The 22,513-nt window shown below is 42.7% G+C and carries 16 protein-coding genes and 2 pseudogenes; 6 read left to right on the top strand and 12 right to left on the bottom strand.

The window, feature by feature from the left end:
* Positions 1–143: 143 nt before the first annotated feature.
* Together BJF97_RS33510 and tnpA are read right to left on the bottom strand one after the other, a co-directional pair.
* Positions 144–368: pseudogene (locus BJF97_RS33510) on the bottom strand (zinc ribbon domain-containing protein); the annotation flags it as partial.
* A gap of 78 nt (positions 369–446) precedes the next feature.
* Entirely contained in the window at positions 447–875 is a 429-nt protein-coding gene (gene tnpA, locus BJF97_RS33505) for an IS200/IS605 family transposase (protein WP_077257669.1), read from the bottom strand.
* Positions 876–910: 35 nt separating this feature from the next.
* Here tnpA and BJF97_RS30240 point away from each other — a divergent pair, with 35 nt between their 5' ends.
* The gene (locus BJF97_RS30240; protein ID WP_040209642.1) at positions 911–2,098 is read left to right on the top strand and encodes an RNA-guided endonuclease InsQ/TnpB family protein; all 1,188 of its coding nucleotides are present in this window, start codon (positions 911–913) and stop codon (positions 2,096–2,098) included.
* 92 nt (positions 2,099–2,190) lie between these two features.
* On the opposite strand, the pseudogene BJF97_RS35570 reads toward BJF97_RS30240, so the two are convergent.
* Positions 2,191–3,292, bottom strand: a pseudogene (locus BJF97_RS35570) (conjugal transfer protein TraG N-terminal domain-containing protein); the annotation flags it as partial.
* Between the two features lie 505 nt (positions 3,293–3,797).
* Between BJF97_RS35570 and BJF97_RS30225 the strand changes: the two are divergent.
* Positions 3,798–4,646: a hypothetical protein gene (locus tag BJF97_RS30225; protein ID WP_064794295.1), complete on the top strand. Its 849-nt coding sequence runs from the start codon at positions 3,798–3,800 to the stop codon at positions 4,644–4,646.
* Positions 4,647–4,694: 48 nt separating this feature from the next.
* Here BJF97_RS30225 and traN read toward each other — a convergent pair whose 3' ends face one another.
* The 8 genes from traN to BJF97_RS30185 all read right to left on the bottom strand — a co-directional run bounded on the left by traN (position 4,695) and on the right by BJF97_RS30185 (position 16,664).
* Positions 4,695–7,880, bottom strand: coding sequence for a conjugal transfer protein TraN (gene traN / locus BJF97_RS30220; RefSeq protein ID WP_070083078.1), 3,186 nt, complete (start codon positions 7,878–7,880; stop codon positions 4,695–4,697).
* Between the two features lie 9 nt (positions 7,881–7,889).
* Positions 7,890–8,927 carry an IncHI-type conjugal transfer protein TrhU gene (gene trhU, locus BJF97_RS30215; protein ID WP_070083077.1) on the bottom strand — a complete coding sequence of 346 codons (1,038 nt, stop codon included), beginning with the start codon at positions 8,925–8,927 and terminating at the stop codon, positions 7,890–7,892.
* Positions 8,924–10,285, bottom strand: coding sequence for a TrbC family F-type conjugative pilus assembly protein (locus BJF97_RS30210; protein ID WP_070083076.1), 1,362 nt, complete (start codon positions 10,283–10,285; stop codon positions 8,924–8,926). The genes trhU and BJF97_RS30210 overlap by 4 nt, the downstream gene beginning before the upstream one ends.
* The gene (gene lepB, locus BJF97_RS30205; protein WP_004026522.1) at positions 10,272–10,796 is read right to left on the bottom strand and encodes a signal peptidase I; all 525 of its coding nucleotides are present in this window, start codon (positions 10,794–10,796) and stop codon (positions 10,272–10,274) included. The genes BJF97_RS30210 and lepB overlap by 14 nt, the downstream gene beginning before the upstream one ends.
* 137 nt (positions 10,797–10,933) lie before the next feature.
* Complete coding sequence (locus tag BJF97_RS30200) at positions 10,934–15,175, bottom strand: Ig-like domain-containing protein (protein WP_070083075.1); 4,242 nt, start codon at positions 15,173–15,175, stop codon at positions 10,934–10,936.
* A 127-nt stretch (positions 15,176–15,302) separates the two neighbouring features.
* A complete protein-coding gene (locus tag BJF97_RS30195; protein ID WP_004181791.1) occupies positions 15,303–15,839 on the bottom strand; it encodes a hypothetical protein in 537 nt (178 codons plus the stop codon).
* Positions 15,827–16,231, bottom strand: a complete 405-nt coding sequence (locus BJF97_RS30190; RefSeq protein WP_032437918.1) for a hypothetical protein — start codon at positions 16,229–16,231, stop codon at positions 15,827–15,829. Before BJF97_RS30190 ends, BJF97_RS30195 begins: the two co-directional genes overlap by 13 nt.
* Positions 16,206–16,664, bottom strand: a complete 459-nt coding sequence (locus tag BJF97_RS30185) for a hypothetical protein (protein ID WP_004196672.1) — start codon at positions 16,662–16,664, stop codon at positions 16,206–16,208. The genes BJF97_RS30190 and BJF97_RS30185 overlap by 26 nt, the downstream gene beginning before the upstream one ends.
* 683 nt (positions 16,665–17,347) lie before the next feature.
* On the opposite strand from BJF97_RS30185, the gene BJF97_RS30180 reads away from it, so the two are divergent.
* From BJF97_RS30180 to BJF97_RS33495, 4 genes are read left to right on the top strand one after another with little or no spacing between them, the layout of a single operon-like run.
* Positions 17,348–18,151: a metallophosphoesterase gene (locus tag BJF97_RS30180; protein WP_014386512.1), complete on the top strand. Its 804-nt coding sequence runs from the start codon at positions 17,348–17,350 to the stop codon at positions 18,149–18,151.
* Positions 18,141–18,857 (top strand): hypothetical protein, encoded by a 717-nt coding sequence (locus BJF97_RS30175; protein ID WP_040209781.1) that lies wholly within the window; start codon positions 18,141–18,143, stop codon positions 18,855–18,857. The genes BJF97_RS30180 and BJF97_RS30175 overlap by 11 nt, the downstream gene beginning before the upstream one ends.
* Positions 18,844–19,344, top strand: a complete 501-nt coding sequence (locus tag BJF97_RS30170) for a hypothetical protein (protein WP_004196661.1) — start codon at positions 18,844–18,846, stop codon at positions 19,342–19,344. Before BJF97_RS30175 ends, BJF97_RS30170 begins: the two co-directional genes overlap by 14 nt.
* Positions 19,316–19,732, top strand: a complete 417-nt coding sequence (locus tag BJF97_RS33495) for a hypothetical protein (protein WP_014386510.1) — start codon at positions 19,316–19,318, stop codon at positions 19,730–19,732. Before BJF97_RS30170 ends, BJF97_RS33495 begins: the two co-directional genes overlap by 29 nt.
* 26 nt (positions 19,733–19,758) lie before the next feature.
* Here the strand turns inward: BJF97_RS33495 and BJF97_RS30165 are convergent, their stop codons facing one another.
* Positions 19,759–22,476 carry a TraC family protein gene (locus BJF97_RS30165; protein WP_004196678.1) on the bottom strand — a complete coding sequence of 906 codons (2,718 nt, stop codon included), beginning with the start codon at positions 22,474–22,476 and terminating at the stop codon, positions 19,759–19,761.
* Positions 22,477–22,513: the final 37 nt, after the last annotated feature.

Here is a 22,513-nt window from a genome sequence, read left to right as displayed (position 1 = left end):
CATTCAGGAATTATTTTTGGAAATATAGGCTTTTTAGTTTTTTTCATGATTTTTTCCTCGTCACCGGTAGCTCAAGTTAACAGCCTCCCCCTCTCTGAAGAAGGGCGAGGATTACCACTTCAACGCAACCTACCTAAACCACATTAAGCGGCTTTAGGGTTTACAGTCGCTCCGTGGGCTAATGTGATCAGCCCGACCGCTTTTATATTCTTCGCCGCATTTACGTCACTATCATGGTTAGCCCCACATTCAGGGCAAATCCATGACCTGACGTTAAGCGCCATTTTTGTCATGGTATAGACGCAACCGCTATAGCGTTTTGAGGACGGGAAAAACTGGTCAATGGCGACCACGGATCGCCCCGACCATCTTTTGTCTCAAAGGGTACTCCCACCGTGGCAGGCGGGAGGGGAATTTGAATTGACGCGCTAGCGTTAAAGGAACATTTAGCCGCGCTGGTGCTGAATGTAGCGCTTTACGACTTCCAGCGGTGCTCCACCACATGACCCAACAAAGTAGCTGCGTGACCAGAGAACAGGCTTATTGTACGCCTCCCGCAAATCCAGAAATTCATTCCGTAGCCGCCGACTTGTGACGGCTTTCAGGCTGTTAACCAGTTTTGACAGTTGCACAGTTGGTGGGTATTCGACCAGCATGTGAACATGATCGGCTTCTCCGTCACATTCTTTCAGTACAGCACCGAAATCACCGCAAACTTCACCTGCATACTGATTTACTTTTTCCAGATGTAACTCACCGAAAACTTTACGGCGGTACTTAGTCACAAAAACAATGTGAACATGTAATAAATAGGCAGAATGACGACTTCTGTTTATTTCCTGCACCTGTTGACTCCGTGATGTACATATGGTTATTTATACAGGTTATCTCAATACACACTGAATGCAAAATGCTAATCCAGAAAGCGTATAAATACAGACTCAATCCGACAGATGCACAGGCGCAACGACTGCGTCAGATGTGCGGCTGCGCCCGTTTTGTCTGGAATTACGCCCTGGCAGAGACGCAGCGTATTCTTGAGGCCGGACAAAAACTCCCTTCCGCCTTTGAGCTGAATAAAATGCTGACAGGATGGAAGAAATTACCTGACCTGGCGTTTTTATCTGATGCCTACACCGACAACCTTCAGCAGAAACTGAAAGACCTGCACGGGGCATGGATACGGTGCTTTGATAAAAAACTGGCAGCGAAAGCGCCCGTGTTCAAACGTAAAACCCACGGCAATGATTCCGTTCGTTTCGTCAATTTTGACAAATACTGCCAGCTTGAGTACAGACGCGTTAAGTTACCCTCGGGGCTGGGCTGGGTGACATTCCGGCAGTCCCGGGCCGTTGTGGGTAAAATCAAAAACGCAACGGTCAGCCAGCACGCTGGCGGCTGGTATATCTCGTTTCAGGTAGAAATGGAGGTCGAACAGCCCGCGCACCCGTCAACGTCTGCTGTCGGCCTGGATGCCGGTATCTGCAAGCTGGTAACGCTGTCAGACGGCACGGTGTTTGAACCTGTCAACAGTTTTAAACAGAACCAAAGCAGACTGGCAAGGTTACAGCGCCAGCTTGCCCGTAAAGTGAAATTCAGTGCGAACTGGAAGAAGCAGAAAGCAAGAATTTCCCGCTTACATTCGCATATCGCCAACATCCGCCGCGATTACCTTCACAAAGTCACGACAACAATCAGCAAAAACCACGCGATGATCGTTATTGAAGATTTGAAGGTTTCCAACATGTCGAAATCGGCAGCGGGTACGGTAGACGAGCCGGGGCGCAACGTTGCGGCAAAATCAGGTCTTAACCGGGCGATACTGGATCAGGGCTGGTACGAAATGCGCCGCCAGCTCGAATATAAGCAGCGATGGCGCGGCGGTGAGGTGCTGGCAGTAAATCCGGCATATACCAGCCAGAAATGCGCGCGTTGCGGTCATACAGTAAAGGAAAATCGTCAATCGCAGGCAGTATTTGTCTGCGTGGCGTGTGGATACGAAGCGAACGCCGACATAAACGGCGCTCAAAATATTCTCGCGGCAGGACATGCCGTGTTGTCCGGGATTAACCCCGGACGCGCCCGTAAGGCGGCGTAAGCCGTTAAGCGAGGAACCGGGCAATGCGGTAACGCGTTGCTACCCTACAAAGGGAATCCCCTTCCTGATTCACGTAGTGAGAAGGTGGGGGAGGATGTCAAGTAGCTGAACATTTCCAGGAACGATATTGCAGCGCCTGAGATGTTCAGCCAGAGTTGCCCTTGACTGACCATGGCGTTGGTTCGTTTCATGCTCGCTTCGAAGAGTTGGTAATCTGCGGCGATACCCAACGACTTGCGATACTGCAGCACACCTTTATCTATTTGGTTGAGGACAAAAGCCCCTGTGGTGATATCGTGAGCCTGACCAGCGCTTCCAAAAAGCGAAGACGCCACACCTTGCAGAAAGTCACTTTTTTGTCCTGACTCTTCTTTAGCCGATTCAACAAACTGATTCATCTGCCCTATACGTTTCATGATAGATACGCCCAGGCGTCGGAACAGGATGCATACTGCAGTCCGGTGGATGTCACCATGTGGACGCTGGCCGTCTTCAGGCTGTTTGTCGTCATTGAATCCATCACCGTTTCTATTGAACCAAGATCAGTGACATAGATTTCATTTAACGCCACCCCTCTTAGTGGGGTCTGAACCTCTGAGTCCTGGGTCGTTTTAATACAATCGCGTGCAATAGACTGGATGATTCTGCAGACATCAAAGGCGACAGGTTTTTCACTCCCGCTCATCGTATTCGGGAAAGCCTGACAGAACCCACTGGATTCCCCGCCCCACTCCATATATTTGACCATTTTTGTCATTGGCCCCAGCGTCAGGCTGTCATCGAGCGTGTCAGTGACCTGCCCCACCGGCGTAAGCGGGTCAAACGCTGCTCGCCAGTCCGTAATTAGCCCGTGAAGTAATCCGGTTGTCAGTTAACCGGTTGACGCGATAAATAACGGTACATTGTCTATGTTCCTGACCTCCCCTGTTTTAACCGATTCCAGAGTGACATCGGCTTTAATGACGGGAATTGAATAGAACAGCAACCCCATTATCCAGCAGAAGATCGGGACTTCGTTTTTTGTGGAGGCAAGGACCCACCGCAGGGATTTATAAAAAAGTCCAATTGCTGCTGCATATTCAGCAAATCTGAGCCATTCATTGGATCCGTGAGTGGAAATAATCAGCGCGATCCCGTAAAAGCCGTATAAACAAAATCGATATCACTAATGGTATATATAGTAAAGTTGCTCATTTACCCCCCTACACTGTATTGAGGGTAGCTGACCTCTATTAGATACGTTGAATCTATGCCGAAAACGACGTCTCATGTTGAGTTTGAAAGTTGCATTAAATCGACTCCTGACAGTACTACTGGGAAAAGTAACTCTTCTAAAAAAGTTACTTTTTGGTAGTTTCTCCTCGAAGGTTTCGAGGCATGGTGTAAAGCACTTATGCCTCCTGGTAGAAGGTTCACTTTTTTCTCGCCATACAAACAATTAACAACGCTGAGTATCTTTCTATGTCTTATCATCTTTTCAGCCCATTGGTGCAATCTATATATTTTCACATAGTTGAATTTTATTTCTTCCAAATAAGGGTAGGGAAAATCGAAAAAGTTGATTTTTTTTGGACAGGTATATTTTCAACTTTAACGCCTGTTTTTGAGTTTGGTTACTCAGATGTCCAACCGAAAAATAGTATCTTGCACGTGCATAATTTTATGAAATAATGATGGAAACAACCACTGGGGCATTTCAATGAAAAAAACATTATTAGCTATCCTCACATGCACTCTTCTGGCCGGATGCGCCACTCAACCACAGAGCCCAGATAACCGTATGTTCACAAAAGAACACGGTGTTTACTGGCATGCAGATCCTCAAAAATCGGTGGCAACGAACGCATACGCACTTGCAGGTGTACCAGTAAATGTAGATGAAGCAGAGAATGCAGGAGGGGGAGTTGATGAAGGTCTTGCTTCAAAAATGCTTCTGAACACTGCTACCGGTGTAATAACAGGCGGGCTTAAAGCTGGAATTGGGATGTTTACGGCATCACTCTACAGCGAGGCTGATGCTGAATTTCTCATGGTTCCACAGAGTGTGGTTTTCGTTTCAAATCCTCGCAATCTTCCTTATGACGACCCATCACTTATAAAAGAAGGGGCCAGAATTGTTATCGAGTCAATAAAGGAACAACCTAAAATTTTAGGTGCAACTTATGAGGGTCAAATAAACGCCTTGAACGCATGCACAATCTCAAAATCTTCAATGGGACCTTGGGATAGTTGCGAACTTAAATCAAAGGTAGAAAACTCAGGGGATGTAGGAAGTGAGTTCTTCAAATACCAGGTTATCCGGCCAGCAACTGGTGATGAATTAGCTCAGCTTTCGTTGCCAAAAGGTAATTACTCGATAATTCGATATACTAATATTTTTAGTAAGAATGCTACATTTATGACTAATAACTTTCCAGGTTTTATTCTACAGCCTCAATCAAAGAAAACAGCACCTGGATTTCCTAGTGTGACAATTAATAATCTTGAATATTATTTTATTAAAGGTGATCTTGGAAAGAAAGGATTTCCTCATAAGAAAGAAATATAATCCGGATTTGTCAGTGAACGGAAAGGCCGGGTCTCCGGCCTCCTACTTTTAATTAATTGAATTACCAGTTACAGGATCAACGTAGACAGAGCCTACCTCACATACACTTGGTCTCGGAAGGTATGAACAATCTACATTGTTGCCATTAATTGCCTGCACATTCTCTTCTCTCGCTTTGGTCATATTGATACTACCCCCCATCGACTCCAGTGTTCGCTCCGAGGACAATTGCGCCTCGTTATTTTTATATGGACCCATATTAGCTACAGAACTCTCTGTGAATGCTGCATATTCATCCGGGACTTCCCCCGCGACAACTGCTGATTCAATATACTCAGTCATATCTATTTTATCCCAGTCAAGTTGCTGGACCTGTGAGATAGTTAATCCCACACAACCACTTTCTACAGGATTAATTCCCAATTGCGGATATGCCTGCTGCATTATTACCCTTGATAATAAAGAGTTATAACAGCACATGTCGGTTGCTTTTTTAATGCACTTCTTAGTGAAGCCAACGTTGAGATATTTAACGCAACGATCTGTATCAATAACAAAACATGCCCCTTGGTTTTTGTGAATTGACGCTTCCATCTCTTTTTGGTCACAAGCCAGAAGCATTTCGAGAAGCATTTTTGTGATTTGATAAGCAGTATATATCCAACCAACTATGTTTAAAGCTAACATAAAATTCTGAACAGCACTTGAGAAAACTGCCTGTCCAAGTTGTGTGGTGGCCGTCTTATCAAACACAAAGTCCCTGATTGCATCGGGCAACATATCGTAAGCTTTATTCATCAACTGCTGTTTTATTGCAGCGAGACCGCCGGTCTGTAACCCATCTTTGGTGAGCTCTGTTGTAACAGCTGAACCTCCCCCTTCAACTGTTGAAGAGCCAATAAGTCTCGAGACGTTTCCTGCTATTGATTCATAAGCAGAAGTTAGTGGTTCAGTCACGCGTTGCCACATTTGGCCCACGCTTGAAGATACACCGGAGGTCCATTGTCCGACAGAGTTCGTCATCGATGCCCACGTACCTGACTCACCACCAGTCCAGGTTGTCAGCTTTGCTGATATTTTTTCCCAGTTTGTGTTTCTGAGCATTGTCCCGGCTAAGATAATTGCCTCTAGTTTTCCGGCTGCACCTTTAGGAGCTTCGCAGCAATCTGTTTTTGCCAACCCGTTTACAAAGCCTACAGAACGGCCACACCATTGCTTCTCTCCGGAGAAGACAATGCAACTATTGGGGTCGTTAGGGTCACTACACATAGCATCGCCCTGCATGTTCTGAACCATGCTGCTATAGGCTGCGACCTTACCGAAATCACTGTTTTGTTCATTCGCACCGGTATTACAAGTACCTCCTGAACATGGGATCATGCCTACGCAGGTGTTTGCTTCGTTTGTTACTGTCACAGTCCTTGTTATTCCTTCATCACAGGTCCACTTTTGTTCGTACATGTAACATTGATTAGTAGCAGAATCGAACCATCCCTCAGCGCATGTTTGACTGGACATAGTGCATGCAGAGTTTGTAGAGTATTTTGAACATGCATCAGGCATATTCTTTATCTGGTCATAATTGTAACAAGCCTCATTGCCATTCTCATCTTTAAGAATATTTCCTGATGCATCATACTGACATAATTTTTCTTTCCCTAACGGATCGCAAAAATATCCTTCTAGATTAGTTTTCCAGGTTAAGTTACCTTGGTCTCCTTCATATAAAGGTGATGCATATTGCAATATCGATTGTGGTAAACGTTTAGTGCCTACATCAAGATCGGCAAAACGATCAAACCTGCAAAATGAACCTGTTTGTTTAACAACATCGTAGCAGCCAGGTGGGTCCTGTATATGTTTATCTTCAAGTTTGATATTTTCAAAAATTAGTTCTACTTCAAAGTACCCTTCACCGTTACCCCCGACCCATACAGTAGATGACATTTCAACTTCGTGGTCACTTTCTTTGTACACGGATTCTGAAACTTGGCGCGTTATATCAATAGGTTCCTTTAATTTATTCGATTTATTTCTCTCCATGCCATTACGTGGTGGGCCATAACCAGGTTCGCGATATTCACCATCGATATGAGCAAAAATCTGCTTGCCATCAAGATTAACTTGCATGTGGTCATCCCACTCAGCATTTACTATGCTTGCTGATTTTAAGATAGCGTCCTGGTGGAAATGAAGCGTCATGCTATTGTCATAAACACCACCAGACCAGTAGTCATTACCACGCTTTCCGAACCAGATACGTATACAGTTATCGCCACATACGCTTAGGTCACCATTACCACCAGAGATGTAAACTGGTACACTGAAGTCACGTGTAATAGTGCAACTACCATAATTATCTTTTTTAGGTGCGTTACAGTAATATTCCTTATAATCAGGAATATGTTTTTCTTTTGTTGTAGTTGTGGTCTGTGTTGAACAGTTTTGCAACCATTGACCCGTACCAGCCGCTGCGTTTGCTATTTCATTTCTGCCACTTGTAAACATTGGGTCATTTGGCGAAATATTAGGGGCTGGATTGGATTTTGTTGCAGCCACCAGCGAACGATATGCTTGCCCATCATAACTATTAGCAGTGAATAATTGACTCTTACGAGTTTTTATATCGTTAATGAATCCTTTCTCGTCACCATAACTATCACCAGCATTAAACTGAACATCAGCATTATTTTGCTCTGAACTATACATTTCAGCTGTATTGGTACTAGTGATCGCGCCTCCAGGATTGGGGTTGTTACTTATAGATATACTTCCATCCTGGTTACGTGAAAGTAACTTTCCACCGTTTTCTGAACCTTTTATGTTTATATTATTACCGTTCATGTTGGGTAGCATTACCGTACCAGCGATGTCCGAACCATCAGTTTTGGCATAATTCAAAACATCATCATTTGTGAATGTTTTTCCACCATATTTCTTCAGGTCCATTGACGAACTGTTAGTACTATCAAAACCATTTATTTTGTCGGTATAAGAAGGATTTTCACTATTCTTATATTTTTCTAAAATGTCCTCTGTAGTTACTGTTGAAGTTCTGTTCGCTGCAGGATTAGCAAGATCAAAATTGTTTTCCAGTTGTTCATAAATTTCGTTTGCCGCATATACTTTCGGTGCCATCACAATATTGAGAAGCGTGACATAATACGCCCAACTGAGCGTATTAGTTACAATTGACACAGCTACGGCTAAGGAAACAGCCCTTTTAAATATCATCTTGACCCCTTAACCAAGCCACCTTACGCAGCAATCGTTATAACGCCAAAGCATGTATACATAGTTATTTACACCTATACGTTTTCGTCCGCCCTTCCGTGTCGACCAGTCATGAACAGAATCACCAAGTCTATGACAACATTCCGGTCCTTCTGCTTCCGGTACGGGATACAGCATCGATAGCCTGTACTGTGATCTAGGCATGAAATAACTGAACCTGCGTTCGCACATAGCGTCCTGGCCCATGGTTTTCATCAACATTCCTTGCCTGTGCAACTTGGTAATCATTCGTTGAGTTAATAATGAGGAAACCCGGACTGAATCGTCATTCGCAAAAACATGGCCGGTTAGCGGATAGAGGTTACCATCACAACCTGCACAAAAGTGGGCACTCAGATTGTCAGCCCCAGCTGTAACCTTCACACAGTCAGCTGCGCACCACATTGAAGCAATAGGATTTGCGAAAACAACTGCCTCAGGATTTAATACGAGTGTAAGCAGGTCATTTTCCCAGAGCGGATCAACTTCGCTAATGTAGGTAAGAGACGGGTCAATATAAGGCTCAGCGGTACAATCCCCCATAATGAGGAGCTTAAGCATCACTAGGATCGGAAACTCCCATAAGTGAACATCATAAAACCCTGCCTCATTACCCCCTTTGGGCCTGTTAGTTGCTCCTTTCCCCATATCGAAGCTTGAAGACTGAAGACTAACCCCTTCAAGGAATGGCGAACACCATGGTGACTGTACAACCTCTACTATTTTTACTGGTTGGAAAAACGACAGTTGCCATCCTACCTCTGGGACCCCATTTTGATCTGTGCAATAACATACGGGTTGTGACGGTGCAGCCCCTTCTGGTGAGGAGCCTACTCCCATAATGCGCATTGGAAAAATACAGCTCCAACAGATGTTTTTAATCAAACCTTTCCAAACACCGGCCGATTGACAGATTCCGCTACCCGTCTCAGCCCCAATCGCCATTCCTGGTAAAGCCAGGCTGAGTATGACAGCAGTGAATGCTGACAAAAGTAACTTTCGTATCATTGAGCCGCCTCTTTTTCTGATTGCTGATTTATACGCGTATACTCGCGTACATCTGCCTGAGCAAACTGCTGTACTTTGAAGTAGGTTCCTTCAACCGATATGATTGTAGGGGTGGACTTAATCAGGAACCGGCTAATGATTTCAGGGTTGATCTTGTACATCTGCCCATAGAACTGGCCGCGCAACTCCTCTAAATGCTTCCAGCCATCATCACGTTTGATTCGCGTAAAAATGGGCATAACTTTTCCTTCGCCGAAACGGTGACGAAACTGTATTTTGGCCCATGTCAGCTGCTCAGAATTCATTGGGTCAAAAACGATCATTGTCAGTTTCTGTGGAAATTGAGCAAGAGGATTTCCCTTCTGCCCTGCGGCAGCAATGAGGTTACCTTGGTTATCTCTAATATCTTGGTTTACCTGAATTGTTGGGTCGATATACCAGATTTTATTCTCGTCAGATACGGGAAGGGACGCCATCCACTGATTTTGCCAAGTTGATTTTATTGCGTTCTTTTTGGCCGCCTCCCAGTCATATTTATTACTTCTCTCCTCAAGTTCCTGTACAATACTTTTCTCTTTTATAGGGAATGTTTGGGCTGAAACCGGGAAGGTTGTTTTTTCTGGGTTTTCCTCGATCTGTTTCATGAAATACTTAATGTTAATCGACCCACTAATCTTGTAGGTTTTATCATCTTTTCTGTACACCATCGTTGGAACTTCTTTTACGCTATACTGGGTAAAACTTTCCGGATCGAGGGTGACTAAAGGTTCTTTTTTTATTTTTGCTTTAGATATATAATCACGCAGCACTACCTGCATCTGAATAAGGTTTTCTACACCTTCCTTAAGCCCCCTGAACACCACGCGCGCATTGTTTTCCGATGCTGTTTTAATCAGGTCTATCAATACATAGTCTGGCATGCTGAATGATGCAAATATTGTCAAGCCATTATCAGTCGATAGTTCTTCATTTTTGTTGTTATCTAATTTACGTTCGAAGTCCTGTGCAGTAATCCCCGACTTCCCAAACATTTTTTCAACGTTGGAAGACTGGGTTCGCATTGACTCGTTTTTTGACTTGTTAATTGTGTCTGCCTCTTCAGAGAAGGTCTCTGTAGACTGATTCTTTTTTATGTCCTGCGCAATATCACTCATCGCTTCCGCTTCACGCAGCTTACCTGTGTGTTCTATCACCGCACGCACACTGTCGGAGACAGAGCTGGGATTGTACCGGGGTGTGCCGACAATCGACTCTATGCTTTGAGTCTTTGCATGATCAATAGAGTCATCGGCATATGACAGAGATGTAGCTAACAGGCAGCTAAAAAGTAACTTTTTAATACATTCAGAAGATGGCATATGCTTTTCCTGTGATTGTCGTTTCTGGTATTGTTCCCCAAAAACGGGAATCCCATGAGTAATCGGTCTGGCCAACTACGAAAATGTGTCCAGCTGGAACCGTGATTTCACGGTTCAGAATTTGCGGTTCAATATGGTATTTTTTGGCAATACGCCTTCCGTCAACCCGGAAAATACGGTCGCCGTTTTTAACGTATGTTTCTGTAATCTGGATTTTGTCCCCACCCTTACCAGCAACGATTTTTATTACCTTCTCCCCAGGTTTAATGAATCGAACATCTCTGTCCATGGTGAAGTTAATCATATCCCCAATTTCATAGCCCTTATCATATTTATCCACCATGTAATAATCAGCTGGAATACAGCCATGCAGGAGTCCATGCCCCAGAGTGAAGCGGGAAAAGAACAGATGCATTAATACCGAGATGATCACCAGGTGCAGAATCAGTGATTTATCAACTCGTAAAACACCTCTTCTGTGCGGAGAAAGATATCTAAGGGACATCAACATGAGATGGGTCCTGAATGATTATTTCAGGATATTATGCCCGAAAGGAAGAGGCCATTTGCTGAATAACAAGATGATTTTAATCATTTACCAAAAAAAATAGCCCCTGACTCAGGGGCTACTCAAGAGAATGACTTATGTCAGTTATTCAACGTAATGAAACTTGTCGCTGAATCACCGCTGTCATCGTAAGCAGTTATAGACACCACCAGCTTACCCTTATTTTGAGCTTTGGACAGTGTTGCAGTACTTCCGAACACACCACGAACCTGATCATTCACCTTCCAAACATAACTGGAAATCTTGCCGTCAGGATCACTGCATTTTGCAGTAAATGCCCAGCTCAGTTGCGTTTCAGTGTATGTCAGGTTACATGTAGGAGGCGTGTTCGGTATCACGTCAAAATCAACCACAACAACCCCTCTCTGACCCTGCGTACTGACAACGTCCATTTCCAGTTTATAACTACCTTCCATGATGTTCTCAAACGTCTGTGACCAGTAATTTTTGCCACCATCGACAGGCTTACCATTCAGCTTAAACGTCACATTGTCAATTGAGTCTGCCGAGTGGGCCAGCTTAACACTGGACCTCAAGGACAGGTCCAGCGGGGCCCTCATGAACTTGTTAGAGTATTTGGGAGTAACGCTAATTTCCATCGGACTCTGTTCGTTCACGATAAAAGTGTAATCAACCCGGGCTTCATTGTTCCTGTTATCCTTCAGGACATACGTCAACGTATGTGTACCCGATTTTGTTACCTGGAACACTTTCGTCCCGTTATTGTCGCTGGACAGCGTCATCATATTTTTGTCGTATTGCCAGTCCTGGGTGAACACAACTCTAGGATAAGAAACATCCACACCAGAGACTGATACGGTGAGTTCCGAAGGTATCATGGTGTATTTCAGTTTTGTATTCAGGCGTGGCTCCGGGAATTTGTATACCCAAGATTTTACGCTGATTTTCCGTTTTGCTATGGTTCTGTCTTTTGCCTCCGGCATGTAGGCCTGATACGTAAACGTTGCATACCCACGTTCATCTAACATGTCTTCGGTCAGGACGGTATCAAGCAGCCCCCCCTGTTTTACGCTTCCATCAGGGAGCACCCACTCCTGGACAACTTTAGCATCAGATGAGTACTCGATATTAGGGTTCGTGTAGGTACCCTGCAAAGTAACTTTTTTACCTACCTCTACCTGCGAGTTCCCCTCAACCTTAACCGACAATTTCTTATGCTTAATGACAGTGACACGAGCACGAGTTTCTTTCCATGCCGATTTCCCGGCCATTTCGTCGGTTTCGGTATACCGTACTTTTGCAAAGATATACTTGGGCACCTCCGAGGACGTAATCATGTATTTAACCCCCCCCTCAGTCCATTCCTCTCCATCCTCTGACCACTGGACTTCAACTGCACTACCTTGTACATCTTCATTGTTATCAGTCAGTGTCACCGGGATGCTGTGCCCCTCAAGAACCTTTCCAACCGAGATAACAGGTTTAGGTTCCCGGTAAGCAACCACCGTGAGATTATCGGTATATGAGACCTTACCTGTGTATTTGTTGGTCAGTTTGGCGCGGTAAAGCCACTTACCTACTTCTTTTTGTTTGATGCTTACGCTTCGAAGTCCGGTCATATCTTCAAGCGTATTCCAGGTTGATCCATTGTTACTGGACATCTGCCATTCAGTTGGACTCAGGGAATCATAATCATCGGTACTTTTCGTTCTGAATGAGACCATTGCTGACAGAGGAACTCGGCCTACAATAAGCGATTTAGACAGCCCACCTTCGAGGTTGGCCCCTTTATACACCCTGATACTTGTTGTTGATGTCTCACGTTTGAGTACAAAATCTTTAAACGGACTGCGTACCGTAGCTACTGCGATGATGCGGTGACTACCCAGAGTCAGATCGTCCATGTTGAGCTCACCGGTCGCAATCCCCTCAGAGTTAACGGGCAGATCACCGGTCAGAGGAGTTCGCTCAGTTACCGAAACATCTTTACCGGTTTCTTCATCCGTAACCCATTTAGAGGTAACTTTGTAAACCACCACATCCCACTGCCCCATTGTGGAGGCATCGTACAATGTACAGTTACAGCTGTTATTCCATTGGCCGATGTTTACCGATACCGGTACTTTCAAACTCGTTGCTGATTTACGCTCTGCAACTTTCATATAGGCACGAATACTGAAGTTTGGAACAGTATAAACTTTGAGCACACTGGATGACTTTATACTGGCTTCATTTTCGTAGGAAGCTTCGATGTTTACATTCGTTTGCGTCCACAATGGCGCTGCAGGTACTTTTATACGCTCAGAATAAGTTACCGGCGTATCACCACCTGATTTATTCTTGTAGGTTTTAGTTTCAGCGTCCTGGCCTTCAACCTTAGTTGTAAGGACAACGTTAGCCGGTACTGATTTTGCAAGCACCTTAGCTGCGTCCCCACCAGTGATATAAACCAGTGCTGTATCCTTACCAAGAGTCTCTACCGTTTTACTCATCTTGTATGAAATTTCAGGTGCAAACGGTTCAACGGCTTTAACGGTTTTACGGTTATGAGTGGCAATGGCTTTAGAGCCTTTTGTATTAATCACATAGACGTTGTAGTCAAGGACGTTATCGCCAACTTTAGAGAAGTAACCCGTCAGGCCAGGAACTTTAGACTTCGAGTAAAATTCGAGACCAGATGGAACGTTGTTCCACTGAACATAACAGGCCGTTCCATAAACCGCAGTTCCGAACTGGCTAAGAAACGCCTGAGCGTCTTCTTCAGTAGAGAAAATCTTACAGGTATTCCCTGATTGCTGAGTAACCAGCGAAGTGTAAGGACGGACGTAACCGTAAATCGTAGACGCTGATTCGATGGACTTCAGAGTGAAAGTCATCGGCATATAGGTAAAATCGATTGAATAGGTTTTGGATATACCGTTAACATTCTCAGCAACAACCGTCAAAGTATGGACTTTGTTTGTTTCGAGTGACGGCATCGGCTTTAACCGGTAGATCCCTTTGACGTTTGTGGGAGTGTATGAAGCCATGACGTTATCAATGACAACGCTCTTGATGTCGGCAACACCCTCTTCGCCCTGGAATGCAGCAATAACGATCTCATTCAGGAAGTACACCTGGTCCCGCTTAACAAGCTCTGAGCCGTCCTTGAAAACGGAAACAGATGGTTCATCAGACAGTATAAGTTTAGATTCCGGTTCGGTATAACTGGAATCATTGCCCGCTGTATTAGACACAGAATATGTTGCAACGTAAGAAGCGCTGGCCAGATCGCTTATATCAAAAAAATAAACAAATTTACCCGCAACTTCCTGATATCCGGCGACAGGTTGAAGAGTTCGACGGGACGGAGTTGACCAAATTTTGTTAAAATTAAGCTCCGTACCATCATCTAAAGTAACTTTTGTCATTGGAGAGAAGCTACCATCAGGAGCAAGTGTGAGCGACATTGCAGCAGGTTTCCACCAGTCATTGGTATCTGACCGGGCAGGAACCGAGACAGCTACAGCGATCGTCTGCGGAGCAACGTAGATATCTTTATCTCCGATCTTGAATGACCGAGCTTCTTTAGAGACGTTCCAGAAGGTATTGTCTATCGCTGGAGCGCGGTAATCCCAGCTTAATCTCACCTTAGAGGTTACTGGTGGGGAGAAGTAATTATTGAACGAGTTTAAGGTTACGCCTACATCCCTGCTTCCGAAATCGGAACTCCCATCACTGATGCCTACGCTTCCGGTCGTTATAGAACATTTTGAGGCTCCTGCAGCAATGGCGCAGGATGTCCCAGAACCGACAGACGCGACCATATCGTAGTCTCGGGGTTCAACGGTTATATCAATATTTGAGAGTGTCTCGTTTTTAATGTATGACGTCAGTGTTGAACCGGAAGAACCGTTGCTCATTGAACCTTTTATAGAAGTAATCACAGGAGCTACAGGCGCAACAGTCTTGAAGTTGTACTCCCCTTCCTTGACTATGACTTTTTCACGTTCTGAGCCCGAGTAGTAAACGATTTGCCATGGAAGTTTGATATCCCCAGCGATCGCAGGGATGCCCTTCAGTGAGAACCCATTAGCAATCGGCATACCGGAATTATTAGGTAACCATTCAAACACACATTTCAGGCTACCAGCCGTACTTTTGACATTAGGATCAGAGGACACCTCGCATCCCTCAGATACCGGAATAGCTGTAACCGTACTTTCTTTCACGAAGGCCGTATTTACTTGTGAACTGGTAGAAAATTTGACATCTGGTAATGACGTTTCCAGGGTACCGGAAACCATTATCGATTCTGCGTTTGAAAAAGCACTGAACACAGAACAGAACATCAGGAAAGAGATTTTATTAATTTTAGTCATGGAACGCTCTGATCGTAGTTATGCCATAGTTACATCTAATGTATCCTATGAACAGAGCGTATTTTTCCCATTAAGGGAAGTATCTTCATTGAAATTCCCGTAAAACGGGAATGGCTGTACAGAAAAGTTACTTTTGTAGTTGAGCATTTGCATTAAGACGCATGCACGTTAGAACCGCGTCAGATGGAACCCCTGGATTTCGGGCCAGTATGACGGATAAGAGGAAAAGACCTAAGCGAAGGCAGGCGGCAGGATCAATACTAATTTTATGTATAAAGTTAATGTCTCGCTCGTCTTTGTTGATAGCTACAACGCCCCCCTCCAACATTGCTGTGGATTTACCATCAAAAGTAACTTTTACGTTTTTGTAGACTTGCTTATTATGGTGCTTTGTTTTTTTATCTTTCAGAACAGCCTCACGAGTAAGGCGAAGAAACGCCATACACAAAGCGATCACTTCATCATCACTCAGCTTTGTTGAAAAGGCCTTTTGCCCAGTCCAGTCAAACGCGCCCGGCTTAGATGCTAAAGGCCCAGCAAGGATAAGATTCACACTGCCATTTGTCTCAGAATAATTGAGCTCAAGTGCAGTCTTGCCGGAATTAAATACCTTTTCATTTCGGTAAGGTTGATGCTGTGGAACATCATTATTTATATTTTCCACCAAATATGTCCTTCACCTTCGTTGATTAAATCCTTCACCAGACCAATGTAGGTATTCCCTCCAGATTGCTTCATCGCAAAAATATAAGCACTGGTCTCTAGCATTAGATAGTCTCCCGATGGAGCACCAGGTGGAACCTCTGTAGAGCTAAGACTTTTAATGTACTCCTTTTTAACAATAGAAGGAATGTTGTTTATCATTATTGTTTTTTCATCAACGATCTTAAAATTCATACTGGTTTCAGCGCCCGCCAGACTTGCGGCATGAACCGAGTTTTGCTTAAAGCTCGACAGGCTTGGTTTATTCATAGTTAGAGAATAAATACCTAGCAGGGTAATAAGTGGAACTATGAAGAAACTAACTTTTTTAATACTCACTATCTTCATCGTCATCAAATCCCCCTTGGGTCTGGCATGCAGTAATGTAAAGAATTCTAAGTTGATGTAGGAAATTTTCTGCTGTAGCACCACCTACAAATGTTATCATTCTGTTAATTCTGATGCCTGCATCTTCAAGTTCAAACTCAGCTATTCCACAATCCGACATTATTGTCATCGTGTTTTCATCTGGGTCTTCATCAAGCGAAGGGGGTATAATAATGGATAAGATAACAGTATCTACTGGAGCTATTTCCCAATTGTGTTCCTCTCGGGCCATAGGAATTATCTGAATAAAATACCCATCCAGGATCAAAGAAAGTGGATTGCGGGTGTTGTCAGCAAACCCAAAATTACTGGTTGCTTCTTCGAAGTTTAAGCCAGAGCGCTCAATAATCTTGAGAAGTTCCTGCTTTCGTACCCCATGGTAAATCATGCCATCTGTCATCTGTAGTTACTCATGTGCTTTGATGGATAGTGTGTCGCTAAAAATCATACCAAAAACAAAGTATTCCTACCTCAGCCAGAGTGAGAAAAAGTTAACTTTCGCTCTGAACCTGTAGGTTTATCTAATCTTAGCTTAACATGTAAGCTACCGATATCTGCACCGCTCATAATTCTAAGGGCTCGTATTATTCACTTGTTGAACTAGATCATCAATCGAAAGGAACACATTACAACGCGCCAAAAGTTACTTTTATCAGAATGCACACAATTTAGCTCGAATAAGAATCTGGATTGTGATTTGGTAACAGGATCTTTAACTTTAGCAATCAGAGTATGCCTTGCTTTTACATTGCAGTATCACCATTTAAAACAATAAGTTATAACGAAACGCCAAGTGTTTGATAACATGCCTTTTCACTGGATCTGCGCTTACGAATGTGGCACTGAGGCAATTCTTTAACCTTGTAAAGAATGAGTGAGCCCGCGCTGGAGGTCAGACCTTTGGTTGCATTTAAACCACGTGTGTTACATGCCTACATGGGAATGATTCTCATCAACTATTAAAAAGTCACTTTTACATAAATCTAACAATGTACTGAAAAAAAATATTGTAAAAATAGCTTTTTTCCTCTCTGGCGACGTCATCACATCCCTCATAAATGTATGATCACACAGAGGTGATAAATGACTATACTTTCAAATCTAAGTATTGACCTTACTGATTTTACAGGACGAATTCTTATCGTCAGTGACCTTTATGGACATTTTGAACTGTTACTCAAGGGCCTTTCAAAACTGACCCAGTCCGGTGATGAAGTGGTTGTTATAACTACTGGTAATTTGTTTGACTGGGGCCCTTCCCCCTGTCAGCTGCTTGAGGCAGTGGTTTACAAAAAATTTGGTGACAGGAAAGTTCATTTTTTCACTGTGGTAGGTTTTCATGAATTACTTATGACTGATGCTATTACTCAAAAGTACCTTAAAACCTTCAGGTACTTTCCGGATACACATACTCGTAAACACTGGAGAAGTTTAGGTGGAAGCTGGCATGACTCTTACGACCAGATTTTGCTTGAACGTGATATTTATAAAATCGATTACCCACTGGTAATAAATCTCAAAACAAAACTAGGAACATACATAATTGGTTCGTCAGATATCCCCCACGATGGTGGTGACTGGAACACTCTCATGGCAACCTTGAACAAGTTGGATAACCAAAACTTACGCATTATGGCGAGTAATATAACCAGAACTAGGTATTTTCTAGAATCAGGAAAGACAATAGATGATATATCGCTTGTAGTATTAGGAGTGCATCAACCTGATCAATTAAAACGAATTCTCTCAGGGCAAACTGAACTAGCTAAATCAACCTTGTGTCTGTTCCCTAACAACTGGGATGGACTCTCAAATGCACCACTTGATTTCAAAATAAGATTTCTTGACATCACTGAAAGTGAATATGGGAGTTGCTATGAGTTTTAAGAATTTAGCTTGTGTTATCTTATTGTTACCAAACGCAAGCTACGTAATGGCAGGCTCTCAGCTCCAGCTAAGTTCTGATGTTATGGTTGACCAGAAAATGAAAAACATTGTTGTCCAAACAAGTTATTTTAAAAACAAAATTGACAACACAAAATTTATTCGAATTAGCAATCACACAAGATCATTCCCATTAATCCTCTCCTTACCGGAAATTAAATACTCTGTCATCATAAAAAATGGACACAGTACGCTTCTCTCAGAAGATGATGGCATGATTTGGGTAGAACCTGGGAGTAACGTCATACTAAAAATTAAAGAAGCTGAAAAACTCTACGATTTCATTCCAATAGTCTACATTACAGGGAAAAAGAAACCAAATGTACTTACTGTTTTACCCGGTAAAGCAATTAGTGCTGCGAAAGAGACAAAGCTAATTGAATATAAAGTTTCACCAAATCAAAAAAGAATGTCACATGATGACAAGGTTGTTAAGCTATCAGGCTTTGGTAATATAAATAAACTGAAGAAAGGTTTTTATGAAGTACAGGTCGACAAATTTACTTCTGTGAGCTTTGATAAGGAGGCTTTAATAATTACCCGAAATAATATGCTTGCGGGATCACAATATTACACTAAAAATCTTGTTGCCTATCCACATGAAAAAATAATAATGAACATTAGCGGAGAAACTCATGTTGAAAAATAGTCTGATGTTCCTTGTAATAATTTTACTAACAGCTTGTCAGCACCCCCCAGGATGGCATAAAACGCTACCCGCGATTAACTTTAGCCCTGTTAAAACAGTTGAAATGCCAGGGAAGGTTACAGGGGAATATTCTGTTCGCGTAGTCAATGCAGGTATCGACGTATATATAATAATTGACAATGGTTATAATGAGTTTATGACTGTAGATAAACTTTCCTTATACGGGAATCGTTGCGGATATGAGTCTCAGGGGGAGTTGCTCATTCCTCCCGCTGCAGTCAGTACATATATGGTTCCTAATGTAGCATTATTAGGTCTGTGCTATACAGATGATATAAAGTTGATTTTCATTAACAATACATTCAATGGTTTGTCCAAGGATAAGAAGGATACAACTGTCCCTATTGAAGTGATGATGCAGTTTAAGCTTACTTCTGCTAAAGAAAAAGAGGAATTTAATGATGTTATTTATAGCTCGTGGAATTAAAAAAGTTTGCTTAGCTGGATTCGCTATTGTTCTGACAACAAGTGCATCATGGGCCTTTACCTATACGATTGACTCAAATCCCCAAGGAGCTGTAGTCATTAATGTGATCACAAAGGAAAGAATGGGTTTGACACCAATTAAAGTGGATATACCAGATACACAGGAAGGAAAAACATTTGGTATCCTTTACAAAGACTACCGAAATGTTGCCCTCATGATATACAAACCAGCACCAACCGCAGAGAGAGCTTTTACTAATAGTCCACCCGTTGTGGTCACTAGCGCTCTTCCTGGTGAATATCCCTTAAGTGTAAATATTGATGAAGTACGGGATAAAGTTGTTGTGGATTTGCGTCCAGTCATGTCACAACCTGTTACTTTACAATAAAAAAGGGGCTTATGCCCCTTTTCTCTTTAAGCAACCTGCCTTGTTTTCATGCCTAACTGTACTAGCTCTTCTTCATAAACCCTGTCAATTGCTTCGGCATACGTATATCCGTCATTAACAAGGTTCCATATTTTACGTCGGTCAGACGGGTCTGTAGTAAAACAAAGTTCCATTTTACGATCAACATAAAGACGGACGATTTGTTGCACGTTCTCAAAACGAATCATAATCTCTGAAAAAACATACTTTACAGTCCTGATCATCTTCATCCGTTCATATTCTGATGCTGATGCTGAAATATATTTATTTTTCTCCATTGAATCAATCGCCTCTGGGCTCTGCTTCATAATAAATTTCCATGGTGAGTTGTTGGCTATCGCTACACCGATTGGCGACTTGTAGAAGTCTTCGAAGCTCTGTGTAATACAGATCCCTGCACAGTTTGTTTTACGGAAACGACGCCATGCTGCTTCAAGGAATTTAGTAAAAAAGTTAACAGCAGCATCATCACCATTACTTTCGCCGATATACTCCCAAGCCTCATCAAGTATAAACAAACGACGACGACCATCCTTTTTAATAAACATAGCATGCTGTGCTGCCTGGATTATCGACATTAACACAACCCACTGAAGATGTGGTGTAGGTTTGAGTTCTTCAAGTTCAAGTACAATGAAGCGGCTATTAAAATTAATGGGTGGCAATGATGTTGTAAACCTCCTACCGTAAATGCCGCCTTCACACCAAGGTCCAAGTTGAATGCCTATATCTTTAATTTCTTGTTTCTCATGCTTCATGCATTTTTTAGCGAAGCCAGTAACTGAAGGAAGATATCCATCTTCAGGGCTATTTGATTCCTCAGCAATAAGACGAAGCATTACTGCTTCCTGTAAAGAACTAATGTTACCATTACTTGAAGCCATTAGTTTTAGTTGATTCAGAACCATGATTGTTTGAGCAATAATGTCTGATTCTTTACTTTCTTCACCTGAATTTCCCGTTAATCCCTCCAATGATTCATCTCCTGTATATTTTCTCACTAGGAAAGCGAAAGGGTTAAGAGAAAAGGTAGCGTCAACTCCAAAATCAATAAATTGAGAGTCCTCAAATTGCTCAGCAAGCCCTTGATATGAACGTCCGATATCAACAACAAACACCTGAGCACCATCTGGTGACGCATTAAATTTGCCATTCAGGTCCAGAGGCGGATCGTATTTATCTGCCGTAAGCAGATCTCTAATATCATCAAAATGATAAAGCGGATTGATATGCTCGCCAGAACAAAGATAGTTGAGAATAATGTTGTTTGCTGCAAATGATTTACCTGCCCCTGAGGTAGCCCCAACGCATACGTTGTAACTGGCTGAAGTTTCGAAAATATCAATCATAACCAACTGTCCCTCGCGGGTTACAAATGGAATGACTGGATTTGTGGAGTTTCCTTTCCACGGGCCAAAGATAGGAGCTAGGTGAGCCGCACCCGTATTAGTCATTACATCACCACGATCCATATCTCTAAAAGTCGCCGGATCATTACATAAAGGTAAAGCCGACATGACACCTGAAAAACAAATATAACTATCATCAGCCACAACGATTTTTTTCTCGCTGTAATAGTTAATTAGACTTTTTGCAGCTATTTTCACTTTTTCCAGTGTATTATCCATGACGATAAATGTCATGTAAGTTTGTAGTAGTTTAGCTTTATCCTCCAACTCTCTAGTCAATGCCGAGTAATCCTTGTCCATATCGGCAAGGCGAGGAAGATATTTTAAAACAATAGGTATTTTTGACTGATTATCTGTTATCGCTTTATAACGAAGATACTCTTTCTGTATTTTCTTTTGATGTGGGAATTGTATACAGAAGTTGATAATAAAAGGAGAGAAAATGGTTTTGCTTCCAGTCATCCAGTCAACAACCAACTCGTAAACAGCACCAAAGTTGACATATTCAGGGAATTTTGTCATCGACAAATGCTTAAAATATCGTTGAGCTGTCTCATCATCATCAGCAGACAATGACGCGAAATAATCCTCCCCCACCTCATATTTCCTTCCTGGAATGTTGACCTGATTATTTAATGGCATTAATGTACTAGCTTCAAGTCCACCATATTTCCATCTGGAGTCTTTTCCGGGGTTTAATATTTTATCAACACTGTACAACCATGTGTCAGCATTACCAACAATTGGTGACAAGGTTAAACCTTCTAGTTTAGATAGAAGGTCTTTAAAAAGGCCATCCAGTCGCATGGATTCGGATTCATTAGGAGAAAAACCTTTAATAGGTATCCTAACCGTTACCCACAACTCGAAATTCCTAAGCTTCAAATCATCAGCTTGCGTGATCTTAATGCCATCAGCTTCTTTCAAAGGCTCATATTGACTTTTTGTCAGGTAATCCAGTGAGTATACGGTAAGAAGATCCGCTTTTTCATTATCCCTACCTCCCATCCTGTTACCTCTGCGACGTAACCAACGGGACAATGATATGTTGACATCCGGTAAAGCAGCCAGTGTCATTTGCATAATGGACTCCGCAGGAAAATCCATTTTAAACAGATCCGTCAATAGGTTTTGTTGGTTATCATACAATCCAGGAGAAGGGTTGCAGACAAAAAAGAAACCTACCGCGTTATCTTCCAGCAAAAAATAAGGGGCATCCACCATTCTGTCGACCACGGGAATGAAGTGCCCTAAGTTATATCTTTCAAGTTCTTTTGCGAGACGTGAATTGTTCATACTGTTACCTTACATTCCGTGGAACACTATATTTATG

Source organism: Klebsiella sp. LTGPAF-6F (assembly GCF_001753185.1).
GTDB lineage: Bacteria > Pseudomonadota > Gammaproteobacteria > Enterobacterales > Enterobacteriaceae > Klebsiella > Klebsiella michiganensis.
The sequence above is the reverse complement of the archived record's forward strand: the minus strand, read 5'-3'. Positions and strand labels throughout refer to the sequence as shown.